Source organism: bacterium (assembly GCA_035380285.1).
Taxonomy (GTDB): domain Bacteria; phylum Auribacterota; class Erginobacteria; order Erginobacterales; family DAOSXE01; genus DAOSXE01.
Window position 1 is genome coordinate 1 of sequence record DAOSXE010000038.1, and the last position, 15,776, is coordinate 15,776.

Genomic DNA, 15,776 nt, shown 5'->3' on the forward strand with positions numbered 1-15,776 from the left:
TCTTCGCGTGGTTGGGCCTGGTCGCCCTGGGGGGGATCGTCACCGCCGGTTTGACCGGAATGGCCGGGCTCCGTTCCGCTTCGGGGATGTTCAGCGCCCTGGGCAACGTCGGGCCCTGCTATATCTCCCAGGCCGAACTCGGCGCCCTCCCGGCGGCGGTCAAGGCGGTCTATATCGTGGGAATGCTGGCGGGGAGGCTGGAGATCATACCCGTGCTCCTCTTCTTCATCCCCCGTTCCTGGCGTTCGTAGCCGCAGGCGGCCGCAGCGGGCGGGGCTTGCCCGGGGAACCCGCCGCCGCTATACTGTAACCGTCAACGCCAACCGGGAAGGAATGACGTGTACATCATCGTCGCCGGAGCCGGAATCCTGGGCCGGGGAACCGCCCGCCAGCTGATCGCGGATCGGCACGACGTCGTGGTCGTGGACCGCGACCGCGCCGTCTGCGAAACCGTCCACGCCGAAATCGGGGCCATGGCCGTGCACGGCAGCGCCACCGACATCCGGATCCTCGCCGAAGCCGGCGCCGGGAAAGCCGCGGTCATCGTCTGCACCCTTCACAACGACGCCGACAACATCGCCTGCGCCCTGCTGGCCCGGAGCCTGGGCATCCCGCGGGTGGTGGCCCGTCTCCGGGACCCGGGCTACGAAGAGGCCTACCGCGCCGCCGGGATCGCCTCCATCGTGCGGATGGCCGATCTGATGCTGAACATGATCGTGACCGAGGTCGAACAGCCCAAGGTGCGCAAGGTCTGGATCATGGGACGGAACAAGGCCGGGATCTACGCGGTCAAGATCCCCCCTCAGGCCCGGAGCGCCGGGCGTACCATCCGCGAAATCGCGGGCGACCACCGCTTCCCCCGCGACTGCATCGTGGTCTGCGCCTACCACCCCGACGCGGACGAGTACCAGGTTTCACGGGGGGATTACGTCATCCGGGGCGGAGACATGATTTTCTTCGCCGCCGGCGAGCAGGACCTGCGGGCGGTGACGGATATCTTGACCCGAACATGACCGCGGACCCGGCAGCCCGGATCGTGCACGGCCGGGGGCTCTCCTGGCTTGAATTTCGCGGCGGCCCGGAACGCCGCGCCGGATTTTCCCTCAAACCCTACGACGCCGCCGCCAAGACGCCGGAGGAACTCGCCCGGGATTTTTCCCGGGCGGGACGAACAACCGCGGCGGTGGCGCTCTCCCGGCACGTCCACGGGGACCGGGTGATCCGGGTCGAGGCGGCGGGCGCCGTCGACGCCTGCGACGGGCTCGTCACCGCCCGGCCGGGGCTGACGCTGGCGGCCCGGGCCGCCGATTGCCTCCTGATCTTCCTTTGGGACCGGGAAGGCCCGGCGCGGGGCCTCATCCACGCCGGGCGCCGGGGAACCTCCCTGGGGATCGCCGAAGCCGCCGTCGCCGCGCTGGAAGCGGACCTGGGAGTTCCCCCGGAGCGGTTGACCGCCGTCTTTTCCCCCTGCATCCTCACCTGCTGCTATGCGGTCGACCTCGTCGCCGAGAACCGCCGGCAACTGGACCGGGCCGGAGTCGAGAAAGTCGTTTCCCGGCCCCTTTGTACCTGCTGCGGCCGAGATTGGTTCCATTCCTACCGGCGCGGGGACCGGCAGAAACGGATGGTGGGGTGGATCTGAGGCCGGCGCGCCGCCACGGTCTCAAACTTTGACACTTCCCCTCGGATATGTCATATTTTGCAGAGTACGGGCAAGGGGGAAGGCCTTCCCGCTGCCGCAAACGAACACCCGGGAGGTGAGCATGAGAAATCTGATCGTAACCGCCGCGCTGACTGCCGGCCTGCTGGCCGGTGCCGGCGCTCTGTACGGGGCCGACTTCGACGGGGATTCCCGCGACGACATCGCCATCTTCCGCCCCTCCAACGGGCTCTGGAGCGTCCGGGGCGTAACCCGGGTTTATTTCGGCGGCAGCAGCGACACCCCCTCCCCGGGAGATTACAACGGCGACGGCATCGCCGATTTCGCCGTCAACCGCCCCTCCAACGGGCTCTGGGCCGTCCAGGGCCAGACCCGGGTCTACTTCGGCAACTCGGGCACCGATACCCCGCTGATCGGCGGCGGGGGCGGTGAGCGCACCTACGACTACGTGGTCAAGCCCGACGACGGGGACGATCTGGTGGACGCCCTGGAAAGCAACACCTACAAGAGCGTCTTCATCCCCAACGGGACCTACAATGTGAGCGAAGTCATCGATCTCGACAACGTCGAACACGTGGTCGGGGAAGGGAACGGTGCCGTCATCTCCTTTACCGCCGACAACTACTATATCCACGTCACCAGCGACCACTGCATCCTGGAGAATTTCCGCGTCAACGCCGGAGGCTCTTCCGGCAGCAACTATGGGAGCGTCCATATCGACCAGGACTACATCAGCCTCCGCCACGTCACTTCCTATCAGAGTTACGACCGCGGCTTCAGCTGCACCACCACCGCCGAATTCGTGAGCTTCGTCGACTGCCTGGCCCGCAATGCCGCCTCCACCGGCTTCAGCGGCAACGTCAACGACTACATGGCCCGCTACACCAACTGCGTGGCCAAGAACTGCGATTTCGGCTTTGCCGCCTGCCGCAACGTCTCCAGCTGCACCGTGGACGGCGACGGGAACACCGAAACCGGCTTCAGCCTGTGCCACAACGTAACCGGCTGCACGGCCCTCGACTGCTCCACGGCCGGCTTCGCCCTTTCCCTGCGCCTCAGCTGCTGCAGCGCCTTCATGGGCGGCGGCGACTACGGGTTCTCGGTCTGCTCCAACCTCTCCAGCTGCCACGTGGAGGGATCCGCCAGCGACGAGTATTACAGCTGCGCCCTGGTCGACGGCGACTCCTGCGACTGAAACGGACGAAGGGTGCGACCAAGGGGGCGCGGTTCCGACCGCGCCCCCTTTTTTATCCGGTGCGTCCCGGCGCGGGGACGTCTTCCCTCCCGAAGGCTCATCGGGTATACTCTTAATCGGGTCAGTTGAAACAGCGAGGCGGAAACGATGGTCTACCTTCTCGCCGCCGCGGCCGCCGCCGGGCTGGCCGGAACGGCGTTGATCTACAACCGGCTGGTGGCGTCCCGCAACCGGGTCCGGGAAGGCTGGAGCGGAATCGACGTCCAGCTCAAACGCCGGCACGACCTGGTCCCGGCCCTGGTGGCCGCGGTCGCAGGATACCGCGACCACGAGCGCACCGTCCTGGAAGAAGTCGCCCGGGCCCGTTCGAACTGCCTGGCGGCGCAAGACCTCCCGGAACGGGCCCGGGCCGAAAACGACCTCGCCCGCAGCCTGAAATCCCTCTTCGCGGTCTCGGAGGCCTATCCGGAACTGGCCGCCGGGGCCCAGTTCCTGTCCCTGCAGCAGCGGCTCTCGGAAATCGAGGACGCCATTCAGATGGCCCGCCGCTACTACAACGGCGCCGTCCGGGACTACAACATCCTCATCGAGAGTTTCCCCTCGTCGCTGGTCGCCCGCCTGGGGGGATTCGCGCCTCGATCTTATTTCCAGTTGGACGACCCCGGGGAACGGGACCGGCCCGGGGTCGGGGAGGAACTGCGGTGAAACGGGCGGCGGCAGCGGCGGTCCTGCTCCTGGGCGCGCTCCGGGCTGGTGCCGCCGAGCGCATTCTCGACTTCGACTCGGAGATCGTGGTCAACGCCGACGCCTCCCTGGACGTCACCGAGATGCTCCGGGTCCGGGCCGAAGGGGCCGCGATCAAACGGGGGATCTACCGGGATTTCCCGGTGCGCTACACCCTGCCCTCCGGGCTGCGCCGGACGGTCGGTTTCGAGGTGGTCTCGGTCGAGCGCGACGGACATCCGGAGCCCTACCGGACCCAATCCTCCGGGGATTACGTCCGCGTCCTCATCGGCGACCCCGACCGTTTCGTGCCCTCCGGGGAACACTCCTACCGCCTCCGCTACCGCACCGACCGGCAGCTCGGATTTTTTCCCGACCACACCGAACTTTATTGGAACGTGACCGGGAACGACTGGGCCTTCCCCATCGACCGCGTCGAAGCCCGGATCCATCTTCCCCCGCAAGCCGGCGTTTTTACCGCGCTGGACGCTTTCATCGGCAAACGGGGGGAAACCGGAAAAGCGTTTACCGCCACGACCGACCTCGAAGGCGCCGCGGTATTCCGCGCCACCCGGCGCCTCGACCCCGGGGAAGGGCTGACCGTGGCCGCGGCCTGGCCGGCCGGGGTCCCGGCGGCGCCCCCGGAACGGCCGGGAAGGGTGATCCTCGACAATCCCTTCCTCTCCCTGGGAGGGCTGCTCGCCGCCGCCCTGCTCCTTTACTATATCGTCGTCTGGGCCGCGGTCGGGCGCGACCCTTCCCGGGGGACCGTCATCCCCCTCTTCGAACCGCCCGACGGCATTTCGGCCGCGGCCTGCCGGTACCTCCTTAAAATGGGGTACGACCACAAGGTTTTCGGCGCCGCCGTTCTGGGGTGCGCCGCCAAGGGGCATTGTTCCATAACCGAGGCGAAGGGCGTCTTCACCCTGGAGAAATCCCCGGCCGAACGGCCGAAAACGCGCCTGGACGGAGGCGAACGGGCGGTGTTCTCCGCGCTCCTGGGTGCCCGGGAATCGATCAAGCTCGAAACCGACAACCACGCCGCCGTCGCCCGGGCCCGGAAAAAATTGAAGGAAGTCCTGCGTCATTCCTACGGCAAGTATTTCCGGACCAACTCCCTGTATTTCTACGGCGGGGTGCTCGTCTCCGTGCTTGCCCTCTGCTGCTTCATCCTCTCCTCCCCCCAGATCCTGGTGGGGATAGTGCCGATGGGCCTGGGGGGAATCTTCGCGGCGGTCTTCGGGGGGATGCTCCGGGCCGAATGGCGGAAAAAACGGGCGGGAGGGAAAGGTTCGGGTTTCGGAATCGCCCTGGGCGTCGTCTTCTTCTTGTTCGCCATGATTTTCGTGGTCTTCGGCACAGCCGTGATGGCGCGGAGCCTGAACTACCCGGTGTTGGGGGCGGTCTCCCTCCTGGTGATCCTCAACGCGGTTTTCAATTTCCTCCTCAAGCAGCCGAGCCCGGCCGGCCGCGCGTTGATGGACCGGATCGAGGGGTTCAAGCTTTTTCTGGGGGTCGCCGAAAAAGACCGGCTCCGCTTCGTCTCCCCCCCGCCGATGACCAGCGAACTCTTCGAATGCTACCTCCCCTACGCCGTGGCCCTGGGCGTGGAACAACCCTGGTCGGAGCGGTTTTCGGCCTTGCTCGAACGAAGCGGACAAGCCCCTTCCTCCCGCACGGTGTCGTGGTATTCGGGGAGCACCGGGTCCTGGCTCTCCCTGAACGGGATCGGGGCGGCGGCGACGGCCGCCGCCTCGGCCCCGTCCTCCACCTCGGGGTTCAGTTCCCCCGGGTCTTCCTCGGGGTTCGGCGGGGGCGGGTTTTCCGGAGGAGGAGGCGGCGGAGGCGGCGGCGGCGGGTGGTGACGGATTCGAACCCGGCAGAGGACATAGGAGGTAGGCCATGCAGGAAACCAGGGAAGAGCGCGTTCACGAGGAACTCGAGGATCTACTTCAGGAAGTCAACGACTTCCGCAAGGAAAAGGAGCAGGTCCGCGCCATCGTCGGCAAAATCGGCGGAGTCCCTTCCCGGACCACCAAGGTGCTCAACGGCGCATTCATCGTTTTTTTAGCGGTCATCCTGACGTTTTCCGTCTTCATCGACGACGCGCGCATTCACTGGACGCTGGTCGACATCGCCATCTTCGCCGTTTCCCTGAAACTGATCTACCTGATCCACAAACAGTCCCAGGTCAACCACCTCCAGACCTGGATACTGTCCTCCCTGGAATGGCGGATCAACGAAATCCTCAAGGAAATGCGGGAACTGGGGCGCCAGACCCCTAAACCGGGTCAATGACCGAACCTCAGGCCCCGGCGATGGGGATGACGCAGATGAACTCCAGGGGCTCCTGATAGGGGTTGAGAAACTGGTGCTCCTCCCCCGCGGGGATGAAAATGCTCCGGCCCGGTCCGATCTTGAACTTGCCTTCCGAACCGGAATAGACCACCCCCTCTCCCCGCGTGATCCGGACCAGGTGTTCCCAGGGGTGGGAATGCATGGGGGTATGGCCCCCGTGCTCCACCCGGAAAAGCCGCATCACCACCTGCTCGGCGCCGTCTTCGGGACCGAGCAGCACCACTTTGGTCACCCCTTTCGCCCCCGGGTCCTCGACTGCGCGCGCCTTGAGGCGTTTCTCAGATTTTATCTTCATTGGTCCGAACGGGTTTTTGGGCCGCCGTGGAATCGCTCTTCGCCCGTGGCTTATATGATATGCGTCCGGGCGTCCGACGTCAACGGGGAAACCGCCGCCGCGCGGCGGCAAGGTCAGACCGTGAAGAGGTCGCCGCTGAGGTAGCGCTGCCCGGAATCGCAGAGAACGGTGACCACGATCGCTTCGGGCCCCAGGCGCTCCGCCGCGGCCCAGGCCGCGTGAAGATTGGCTCCGGAACTGATCCCGGCCAGAATCCCCCGGCGCCGGGCCGCCCAACGGGCGGCGGCCGTCGCTTCGTCCCCCGTCACCGGGCTGACCCCGGTCAGCAGGTCCGGATCGAGGTTGGGGGGGATGAATCCGGCCCCGATCCCCTGTATCCGGTGGGGGCCGGGCTTCCCCCCGGAGATGACGGGGGATTCCCGGGGCTCGACGGCGATCAGTTCCACGTCCGGCCAGACTTCACGCAGGGCCCGCCCCACGCCGGTCAGGGTCCCCCCCGTCCCTACCCCGGCGACGAACGCGTCCACCTTTCCTCCCGCCTGAGCGACGATCTCGGGCCCGGTCCCCCGGTAATGCGCCTCCGGGTTGGCCGGATTCGAGAACTGATCGGGAATGAAGGCCCCGGGGATGGACGCGAGGAGGTCCCGTGCGCGGGAGATCGCCCCCTTCATGCCTTCCCCTCCCGGCGTCAGGATCAGCTCCGCCCCCAGAGCCGCGAGCATCTTCCGGCGCTCCAGAGACATGGTTTCGGGCATGGTCAGGATCAGGCGGTACCCCTTCTCCGCCGCCACCATGGCCAGAGCGATCCCCGTGTTCCCGCTGGTGGGCTCGATCACCGTCCCCCCCGGCCGGAGGTCGCCCGCGCGCTCCGCCGCTTCGATCATGGCCACGGCCGGGCGGTCCTTGACGCTCCCCGTGGGGTTGAGCAATTCCGCTTTGGCCCAGACGCGCGTGCCGGCGGGGCCCGGAACCTCGATCAGCGGGGTTCCCCCCACCGCTTCCACCATCGTCACTTTCTCCGTTCTCATCGATTCCACCTCATTGTTCGAGCGGTTTGGGCCCGGTACGCTCCGGCGCCGGGAGGCCGTAGTTGGCGGCGATCCGCCGGTCGGCTTCCCCGAGCCCCTCCGCCCCCAGCACGATCTCGCGGCCGAAGTCGCTGAAGCCGAAACGGTGAAAACCCCGGAGGGGACGGGCGAGGGCCGGTTCCAGATCCTCCAGCGAGCGGATGGGGACCCCGTTGACGGCCACGAGTTCTTTTTCCCGGAAATCCTGATAGCCGATATTGACCGGATCGGGAAGCACGGTGTTGAGAACGACCAGACGGCGGCGCCCGTCCGGGCGCTCGTGGAGTTGGAACGTATAATAATAAAGCATGAACTCCGGTGCGTTCTGGAGCCAGTCCCGGCCCCACTCCTCCAGGTACCCCTTGGTCACTTCCTGGAAAACCAGACCTCCGACCACCCGGTAGGGCGGGGGTTCTCCGTACCCGTATAAAGGAATGAAAAGCCCGTCTCCGGTCTCCCGCTTGAGCGTCAGTTCCTTGGAAACCTTCTCGCCGGCCCGGAAAATCTCGACTTCGACCCGGTCGCCCGGGCCGAAATGCCGGGAGAAGAGGTCGCCGAACTCGATCTGGCCCCACCGGGGATCGAGGTAGTAACCGCGGGCGTCGATCGCCCGGCCGGCGACGGAGAGAAGCACGTCGCCGGGCTCGAGCACCCCGGCCGCCGAACCGGACGGGTAGACGGAATCGATATAGACCCCCTTCCCCTCCGGAGGCAGCCCCAGGTAGGACCTGAGGTCGGGGCTTTCCAGCCCCGTGCAGTCGAAGCCGTGTCCGGCGAAACCGAGATAGCCCTCGGGCCGGGCGGATTCGAGAAAGCGTCTGATGATGGCGGCGGGGATGATCGTCATGTATTCCTCGTCGGCCTCGTAGCTCATGCTCAGCCCGGTCAGCCCCCTCGCCGAAAAAACCCCTTCCGACCACCCCCCGCCCCGGCCTTCGAAGTTGACCGAGGCCCCGAAGCGGAGATAACGGTTCAACCCCAGGAAATACGAGCCGACTTCGATAGTGACGATCCGGGCCGGGAGAAGATGGAGGCGCCCGCCCTCGTCGAAAACGGCGATCTCCACCCGCTCGCCGACGGCGGCGTCTTCGTCGAGGGAAACCGGGACCATCCCCTCGAGGTAGCCGGCTTCGTCGACGGAGAGGAGGGCGAGATCGACGTCGTAGTCCACCACCCGTACCTTGGCCGGCACGTTGTTCTGCGCCCCCGGCCGTTCCACCTTGATCAAGGTGTAATCCCTGATGATGTCGGCCGTGGTCAGGATATCCCCCGACGGAAGCAGACAGCCGTAGGCGTGCCGGTGCTGTTCCTTCTCCTTGCGCCAGGGTCGGCTCTGGTCGTATTCCTGGTAGGTCACCGAGAGTTCGACCACGGAGAGGGCGGGGTCGGGGGCCGCCTCCCCTCGCGCCGGCGTCAGCAGAACCGCGAAAACGCCCAGGACGGCGGCCGCCTTCATCGCTCCCCTACCCCCACGGCGCCGGCCCGGGACCGGTCCCGGGCGATGCCGTAGCGCCGCAGGACCTCGTCGTTGCCCTTCGCCACCGCCGCGGCGTTCAATACCAGCGGAGCCTGGTCCCCCTCGAACTCGATGATGTGGTAGGCTCCCCGGTTCTCTTCCAGGGCGGCGATCAGGCCGTCCAGGCCGGCGACCGGCCGGCCGTCGGCCCGGACGACGATCAGATCGCGCAGGCCGTCCACGTACCGGTTGAACGCGGCGGGGAGTACCCGGACCAGAACCACGGGTTCCGGGCGAACGCGGCAGAGGCGGTCGCGGTAGTAACCGTAATAATAATGCAGCAACCTGCGGTCGGCCGTCGTCCGCCAATGAGCCCCCCAGGTCTCAAGATAGTCGCGGGAAAGAGGCTCGAAGACCAGACCGCCGAAGACGAAGTAGTCCGGACCGCGGTCGTATTCTTTTCTTCTTTTCATGCCGTCGGAGGGGCTGGAGAGAACGACCTCGACCTCGCGGGCCTCCGCGGAGCGCAGGACCTCGAACCCGACCCGCTCCCCGCATTGTTTTCGTTCCGCCACTTCGTCCAACCGGTAGCTCCGGCCGTCGAGAAGAATGGTGCCGTCGTTGCGGATCGAATACCCGTCGGCTTGCAGGAGGATATCCCCGGGGAGAATTTTCCCGTAAGCGCTGCGGCCCTCGACGACGTCGTTCACCACCACCCCGGAGCGGCCCTCGGGAAGTTCCAGAAAAGCCCGGTAGGCGGGGTTGATCAGCTCGGCGGCGACGATGCCCAGGTCGGGGTAGCCGTCGTAGCGCCCGTCGGCTATGTCCTCGAAAAAATGGGCGATGACCGTGGTCGGGATCACCTGGCCCACGTTCTCCGAACGGAATACCGCCTGGAACGCGATACCGACGATCTCGCCGGACTGGATGACGGGGCCGCCGCTGTTGCCGGGGTTGATGGCGGCGTCGATCTGAAGGATGAGGTGGGTGTCGTTGCCGGAATGGCTGTAGGAGGCGTAATCGACACGGGAAACCACGCCCTTGGTGACGGTGACGCGCTCCCCACCCTGGGGGAACCCGTACACCTCGACCACCGAGCCCAGGGCGGGCAGCAGGCTGCTCAGCGGCAGGGGGACGGTCCCTTCGAAGAATTCGGGGTCGGCGACCGTGAGCAGGGCCAGGTCGCAGTCGTGCCCGATGAAGGCGACCTCGGCCTGGTAGGTCCCGGGCGAGTTTTCCTTCTTCAGCTCCAGGTACCGGGAGAAACTGACCGCGTGGGCGCTGGTCAGGATCCGGTTGCCCTCGACCACCGCCCCGGAACCGCGCTGGACCTGAAAGGACTTGGGGTTCCAGGGAGAATCGTAATCCGGAGCCTGGCTGACGTTGATGACCTGCACCACCGACCGGGCGGGATCGAAGGGCTCGGCCGGCGCCGGGGCCGCCGCCAGAGCCACCCCCGCCAGAACCATTCCCGGACCGATCATCTCGAACCGTTCCGCGGCGGCGGAAAAGACGACATCAGGGCACTTCCTCGATCGTGCTCAACACCTTCGGTTCGTCTCCCGGTTCCACCGGGTAGGCGGTGATGAAGACGGGGGAGTCTTCCGGCACGAACAACGCCAGCGGGAATTCCCCGGTTTCGGCGTTGAAAAGGCCGGCGTTGGCGGTGTCCTGGAGAACGCTCCGGGTGGAGCCGGCGTCGATGTAGACCGAAATCCGCGGGTCGCCGGCGGGCAGTTCCCCCATTCGCCGGAAGCGCAGGCGCAGGTCGGCCTTGCGCTCCCCCAGCAGCTCGATTTCGAAAACGTCGCCTTCGTCCAGTTCCCACTCGTCGTCCAAGACGAACGGGGACCAATAGCACTGCACCCGCTCCCCCGGGGCGCGGACCGGGGTGGGGCTGGGAGCCGGGGCCGCCGGCGTCCAGTCGGGGAAATCGGTGGCGAGCAGGCCGGCGAAGTAAGCGGCCGAGGAGAGCGATTCGCGCGCCGCCAGGTACTCCCCGCGCTTGAGCGCCTCCATCCCTTCCACGGCCTTGGAGTAGGAGTTGTCGTAGAGGATTCGCCCCGATTCCTGGGCGGAGGCGGCCGCCCCCCAACAAGCCAGGATCGCCACTGCCCACCGAAGTACTTTCACGGCTCTGCTCCTTGCTGCTGAATTGCCCGGGATCTTGTTGTAGAGTATACGGCGGCGGGAGCGCGGAGGCAAAGATGTTCCAGACAGTCGACGACCGGACAATCGCGGCCCTGGCGGAGATCGTCGGGGAAAGCCGGATCCGGACCGATCCGGAGGCTCTCGAGGAATACGGGCGCGACGAGACCCCGGGGCTCTTTTCCGCGCCCGGCGCCGCGGTCTTCCCCGCGGACGCCCTCCAGATCGCCCGCATCCTCGAACTGGCCGCACGCGAAAACGTCCCCGTCACCGCGCGCGGGGGGGGAACCGGGCTGGCCGGCGGAGCCGTCCCCTCCCCGGGGGGGATCGTCCTGGCCCTGACGGGGATGGACCGGCTGGTGGAGATCGACGAGGAGAACCTGACCGCGACGGTGGAGCCGGGGATGGTGACCGAACGCTTCCGGGACGCCGTGGAAGCCGTCGGCCTCTACTACCCCCCCGACCCCGCCAGCCTCGATTCCTGTACGATCGGCGGCAACCTGGCCACGGGTGCGGGAGGGGCCCGGGCCTTGCGCTACGGGACCACCCGGGATTACGTGGTGGGCCTCGAAGCCGTGGTCCCCGCCGCCGGGACCGTGGCCTGGGGGGGGAAATCCCGCAAAAACGCTTCCGGCTACAACCTGGCCCAGCTCCTGGTCGGTTCGGAAGGGACCCTGGGCGTCATCGTCAAAGCCGTCCTGCGCCTCCTCCCCCTTCCCCCTGAACGCGTCACCCTCTGGGCCTCCTTCCCCGATCTGGAACGGGCGGCGGCGGCGGTGGCCCCCCTGCTCAAATCCGGGGCCGACCCCGCCGCCCTGGAGCTGATGGACCGGGGCTCCCTGGAGGCCGCCGCCCGGATCGAGGACGCCGGGCTCGGGCGCGGGGGCGAAGCCTTCCTCCTGATCGAGTTGGAAGGGAGGGGGGAGGTCGAACTGCCCTGGGAGGAGACCGGAAAGATCTGCGCGGAGGCGGGGGCGGCGGACGTGCTCGTGGCCGAGGACCGGGGGCTGCGGGACCGCGTCTGGAAGACGAGGCGCTCCATCACCGAGGGGCTGCGGCTGCTCAGCCCGGTCCATTCCAAACAGGACGTTTCCGTCCCCCCGGCGGCGATTCCCGCCTTCATGCGCCGGGCCCGGGCCGCGGCCCGGGCGGAACGCCTGGAAACCGTCTGTTTCGGGCACGCCGGCGACGGCAACATCCACCTCAACCTGCTCGGGGCCGGGGTCCCGGAAGCGGAATGGCCCGGCCGCAAAGCCCGGGCGGAGCGGCGCTTCCTGGAGGAAGCCCTGGCCCTGGGCGGCGTGATCTCGGGCGAGCACGGCATCGGGCTGGCCAAGCGCGGCTACCTGGCCCTGGGGTACTCCCCGCCCGCGATCGGCCTGATGAAAGCCCTCAAGCGCGCCTGCGACCCCCGGGGCATCCTCAACCCCGGCAAGATCTTACCATGACCCGCCGGTGGATAGTCGCGGCCGGGATCGCCGCGGCGGCCGCCGCCGCCTTTGTCGTCTTCCGCCCCCGGCCCGCGCCTCCCAACCTGGTCCTGATCTCCATCGACACCCTCCGGGCCGACCGGGTCTCCTGCTACGGCTGCGAGACCCCCACCACCCCGGTCCTCGACCGCTTCGCCGACGGCGCCGCCGTCTTCACCGACACCATAGTCCAGTCCCCCTGGACCCTGCCCTCGCACATGTCCCTCTTCACCTCCCTCTACCCCTCCACCCACAAAGTCGGGGCCGCTTCCCGGACCCTCGATCCCGCCGTCGTCACCCTGCCCCTCCTCCTCCGGGAGGCGGGCTACGCCACCGCCGCCTTCGTGGACGCCGCCTTCCTCTCCTCCCGCTACGGTTTCAGCCGGGGTTTCGACCTCTACGAAAACGCCAAGGGCCGGGGCATCGAAACCGTCCTGCCCCGGGTCGAGTCCTGGCTGAAAACCGCCCGGCGCGAGCCGTTCTTCCTCTTCGTGCACGTCTTCGACTGCCACTGCCCCTATACTCCCCCCGACGACGTCGCCCGGCGCTTCAGCCCCGACTACGACGGGGATCTCGACCTGAGCGGGCGCTGCGGCTTGAGCGGATTCGAGGACGCCGACCTCGACGAGGACGACGTCCGCTATATCTCCCAGCAGTACGACGGCGAGGTCTACGCGGTGGACCGGGGCTTGAGCCGCCTGCTCGGGCTGCTGGAGAGCCTGGGGCTCTTCGAGAACACCGTCGTCGTCGTCACCTCGGACCACGGGGAGGAGTTCATGGAGCACGGCCGGATCGGGCATACCCGCTCGCTCTACCGCGAACTCCTGCAGGTCCCCCTGATCGTCCGGCCGGCGGGCGGGGGTACGGGCAGGAAGATCGACCGCACGGTCCGCGGCATCGACGTCGCCCCCACCCTTCTCGACCTGCTGGGGCTGCCCGTTCCCGAGACCATGCAGGGAAGCAGCCTCCGGCCCCTCCTGGAAGGAGACGACGGCGGCCCCGCCCCCGCGGTCTACGGCGAACTGAACGAGCTGGCCCTGATCCGGACTTTGATCGACGGCGGCTATCAGTACATCGCCAACCGGGACCGGGAGACCGAGGAGCTCTACGACCTCCGCCGGGACCCCGGCGAAACCCGCAACCTGGCGGCGGAGCGGCCGGAGGTCGCCCGGAGCATGCGCCGGAAACTGGAGGAGATCGAAGACCGGGCCCGGCGGGCGGGGGCGGCCTTCAGCCCGGGCAAGACCGACCTCTCCGGGAAAACCGTCCGGGAACTGAAGGCCCTGGGCTATCTGCAGTGAGGCAGGGGTAAGGGGTAAGCGCTAAGGGGGAAGGCGGCAAAATCCGAGGCTGGGTTACCTGTAGTGAGGCGGAGGGAGGTCGGCTCGGGATTCCTCCCAAGTTATCGCTTAGACAACTCCGCCTTCGTCAACGCTTCCGCTATGCGCAACGCCTGGAGCCGGTTGCGCTGCAGCGCGTGATGGGAGGTTCCCGGCGCAAACTTCGCCTGCGCCTTTTCGGCCCTGCCGATCATCGAATCAATTGCGCGGAGGGCTTCTTGCAAATCGCTCGGCGCGACGCCGGCCGGATCGGCGGCGGCCTTGGTCATCAGGACAGAGGCAATGCGCAAGGCCTTGAGGTTGTCCCGTAGCATCGTATGTTGCCAGGTTCCCGGGGCCAGCTTCCGGTGGGCCTTTTCGGACTTGCCGATCAGTGAGGCGATCGGTCGCAGCGCTTCCCGCAATTCATCCGTCGTATAGTCGGTTGGACGCATCGAGCCTCGGATTTTTCACGGGCCAGGCGGATATTCCAGCTTAACGCTCGGCACAGCCCTCGTTTCCCGGCGCAAAAGACGGGGGCGGCTCATTCCCGCTCCGCGAGAAAACGCTTGTAGACCCTGTAGTGCTCGGTCTCCTTGTAGCCGACGTGGCGCACGGGAACGTGGTCGAAGCTGTAGATCCGGGCCCCGGCACAGGCGAGAAGGAGCGGGGAGTGCGTGGCGACAATGAACTGGGCCTGCCCGGCGCGCCCTTCCTTCTCCAGGATGTCGAGCAACTCCAACTGGCTCCGGGGCGAGAGCGCCGTCTCGGGCTCGTCGAGCAGGTACAGCCCCCTGATCTTGTAGCGGGCCCGGAAGTAGGACATCATTGACTGCCCGTGGGACTGCGTCACCAGCGACTTGCCTCCGAAGTAGTCCAGGTGCCGCCGGTCAGCGACCGCCCAGCCTTCCAGCGAATCGGCGAAGTCCCGGAACGTCTCGGACCCGAAGTAGGAGCCGGGGACTTCGCCGTCGCTCCAGTCGAGGCCGAGGCACCTGTCCAGCAGCGCTTCGTACGGATTGACCCGGCAGCGGGCGCCGGCGGCCTGACTCCAGATGTGGATGCCGCAGGCGCGGGCGATGGCCTCCAGGAGCGTCGACTTGCCGGTGCCGTTCTCCCCGACGAAGAGCGTGACCGGCGTGCTGAACGACACGGCGTCGGTCTCCGTCAGAACCGGCAGGTTGAAGGGGTAGCGGTCACGGGTCGGGAACTTTGCGTGCTGAAGCGCGACGCGGCGCAGATGGATGGTCATACGATCGGACGTCCCTTCAAAATTCGGCGGTTACGGTTGTCGGTTTCGGCGGCTTTCTTCCGTCAGCTGTCTAAATGACGACTTCCACTCATAACAATTTTGCGCCTAACGGGATATCCTTATCGGGGATGCACAGTACGACATCGCCGTTTTGTCCGTGGAATCCCGTTACCAAGCATTCGGATATCATCGGCCCGATTTGCCTTGGAGGAAAATTAACGACGGCGACGACAAGCTTGCCGAGCAATTCATCGAGTTCATACAGGTCGGTGATGTGGGCACTGGATTTCTTGACCCTGATGTCCGGCCCGAAATCGACAGTCAGTTTATAGGCAGGTTTCCTTGCTTCCGGAAATTCTTCCGCTTGTATGATTTTTCCGGTTCGCAATTCGACCTTTGTGAAGTCGTCCCAGCGTATGCTTTCCATTTTGGTTTTCATGATCTTTCTTCAGCCAACGGCCGAATTTTTCAAGCCGCCCGGTAATCCCCTCGTTACCGCGGCATCAGCGCGAATACCCCCCAGCCCAGGTATTCGCGCGTGTAAGCGGCGTAGCGCTCGGGTTCCGAGGTCAATTCGGCTCGAACATCCTTAGCCGACTCGTCGCCGGGATTGGCTTCAAGCCATCGACGCATGGTGAGCCATTTGGCCGCCTCGTATCTGTCCCAGTCGTCTTGGTCGGCCAAAACCATTTCCACGACGTCGTAGTTAAGGCGGCCGAAAGACGCCAGAAGTTGCGGAAGCGCGAGAAAGTCGGAGATTGAGTTGACAAGGCACCCCTTGGCAACATCTTCCGTCGGCGGTAACTGCCGCCAATAGGGCTCGCCGATGAGGAT

18 protein-coding genes are annotated in these 15,776 nt (G+C 66.6%); 9 read left to right on the plus strand and 9 right to left on the minus strand.

Features of this window, described 5'->3' with window-relative positions:
- The 7 genes from PLZ73_11395 to PLZ73_11425 all read left to right on the plus strand — a co-directional run.
- On the plus strand, positions 1-251 hold a 251-nt coding region (locus PLZ73_11395), incomplete at its 5' end, for a TrkH family potassium uptake protein (GenBank protein HOO78476.1).
- 87 nt (positions 252-338) lie between these two features.
- Positions 339-1,013, plus strand: a complete 675-nt coding sequence (locus PLZ73_11400; protein HOO78477.1) for a TrkA family potassium uptake protein — start codon at positions 339-341, stop codon at positions 1,011-1,013.
- Positions 1,010-1,642: a polyphenol oxidase family protein gene (locus PLZ73_11405; GenBank protein ID HOO78478.1), complete on the plus strand. Its 633-nt coding sequence runs from the start codon at positions 1,010-1,012 to the stop codon at positions 1,640-1,642. Before PLZ73_11400 ends, PLZ73_11405 begins: the two co-directional genes overlap by 4 nt.
- 121 nt (positions 1,643-1,763) lie before the next feature.
- Complete coding sequence (locus tag PLZ73_11410; protein ID HOO78479.1) at positions 1,764-2,855, plus strand: VCBS repeat-containing protein; 1,092 nt, start codon at positions 1,764-1,766, stop codon at positions 2,853-2,855.
- 147 nt (positions 2,856-3,002) lie between these two features.
- Positions 3,003-3,560 carry a LemA family protein gene (locus tag PLZ73_11415; GenBank protein HOO78480.1) on the plus strand — a complete coding sequence of 186 codons (558 nt, stop codon included), beginning with the start codon at positions 3,003-3,005 and terminating at the stop codon, positions 3,558-3,560.
- Positions 3,557-5,443 (plus strand): DUF2207 domain-containing protein, encoded by a 1,887-nt coding sequence (locus tag PLZ73_11420; GenBank protein HOO78481.1) that lies wholly within the window; start codon positions 3,557-3,559, stop codon positions 5,441-5,443. Before PLZ73_11415 ends, PLZ73_11420 begins: the two co-directional genes overlap by 4 nt.
- A 37-nt stretch (positions 5,444-5,480) precedes the next feature.
- Positions 5,481-5,876, plus strand: coding sequence for a hypothetical protein (locus PLZ73_11425; GenBank protein HOO78482.1), 396 nt, complete (start codon positions 5,481-5,483; stop codon positions 5,874-5,876).
- Between the two features lie 7 nt (positions 5,877-5,883).
- On the opposite strand, the gene PLZ73_11430 is transcribed toward PLZ73_11425, so the two are convergent.
- The 5 genes from PLZ73_11430 to PLZ73_11450 all read right to left on the minus strand — a co-directional run bounded on the left by PLZ73_11430 (position 5,884) and on the right by PLZ73_11450 (position 10,887).
- The gene (locus tag PLZ73_11430) at positions 5,884-6,231 is read right to left on the minus strand and encodes a cupin domain-containing protein (GenBank protein HOO78483.1); all 348 of its coding nucleotides are present in this window, start codon (positions 6,229-6,231) and stop codon (positions 5,884-5,886) included.
- Positions 6,232-6,344: 113 nt separating this feature from the next.
- Entirely contained in the window at positions 6,345-7,238 is an 894-nt protein-coding gene (cysK, locus tag PLZ73_11435; protein HOO78484.1) for a cysteine synthase A, read from the minus strand.
- Between the two features lie 31 nt (positions 7,239-7,269).
- Positions 7,270-8,754, minus strand: a complete 1,485-nt coding sequence (locus PLZ73_11440) for a hypothetical protein (protein HOO78485.1) — start codon at positions 8,752-8,754, stop codon at positions 7,270-7,272.
- The gene (locus PLZ73_11445; protein HOO78486.1) at positions 8,751-10,238 is read right to left on the minus strand and encodes a trypsin-like peptidase domain-containing protein; all 1,488 of its coding nucleotides are present in this window, start codon (positions 10,236-10,238) and stop codon (positions 8,751-8,753) included. Before PLZ73_11445 ends, PLZ73_11440 begins: the two co-directional genes overlap by 4 nt.
- 34 nt (positions 10,239-10,272) lie before the next feature.
- Positions 10,273-10,887 (minus strand): hypothetical protein, encoded by a 615-nt coding sequence (locus PLZ73_11450; GenBank protein ID HOO78487.1) that lies wholly within the window; start codon positions 10,885-10,887, stop codon positions 10,273-10,275.
- Between the two features lie 74 nt (positions 10,888-10,961).
- Between PLZ73_11450 and PLZ73_11455 the strand changes: the two genes are divergently transcribed.
- Both PLZ73_11455 and PLZ73_11460 read left to right on the plus strand, forming a co-directional pair.
- Positions 10,962-12,350, plus strand: a complete 1,389-nt coding sequence (locus PLZ73_11455; GenBank protein ID HOO78488.1) for an FAD-linked oxidase C-terminal domain-containing protein — start codon at positions 10,962-10,964, stop codon at positions 12,348-12,350.
- Complete coding sequence (locus tag PLZ73_11460; GenBank protein HOO78489.1) at positions 12,347-13,672, plus strand: sulfatase; 1,326 nt, start codon at positions 12,347-12,349, stop codon at positions 13,670-13,672. Before PLZ73_11455 ends, PLZ73_11460 begins: the two co-directional genes overlap by 4 nt.
- Before the next feature lie 101 nt (positions 13,673-13,773).
- On the opposite strand, the gene PLZ73_11465 is transcribed toward PLZ73_11460, so the two are convergent.
- The 4 genes from PLZ73_11465 to PLZ73_11480 all read right to left on the minus strand — a co-directional run.
- Complete coding sequence (locus tag PLZ73_11465; protein ID HOO78490.1) at positions 13,774-14,145, minus strand: hypothetical protein; 372 nt, start codon at positions 14,143-14,145, stop codon at positions 13,774-13,776.
- A gap of 89 nt (positions 14,146-14,234) precedes the next feature.
- Positions 14,235-14,942 (minus strand): AAA family ATPase, encoded by a 708-nt coding sequence (locus PLZ73_11470; GenBank protein ID HOO78491.1) that lies wholly within the window; start codon positions 14,940-14,942, stop codon positions 14,235-14,237.
- A gap of 88 nt (positions 14,943-15,030) precedes the next feature.
- A complete protein-coding gene (locus tag PLZ73_11475; GenBank protein ID HOO78492.1) occupies positions 15,031-15,369 on the minus strand; it encodes a tRNA-binding protein in 339 nt (112 codons plus the stop codon).
- A gap of 65 nt (positions 15,370-15,434) precedes the next feature.
- Positions 15,435-15,776: SAM-dependent methyltransferase (locus tag PLZ73_11480; protein ID HOO78493.1), on the minus strand; the 342-nt coding region annotated here is incomplete at its 5' end.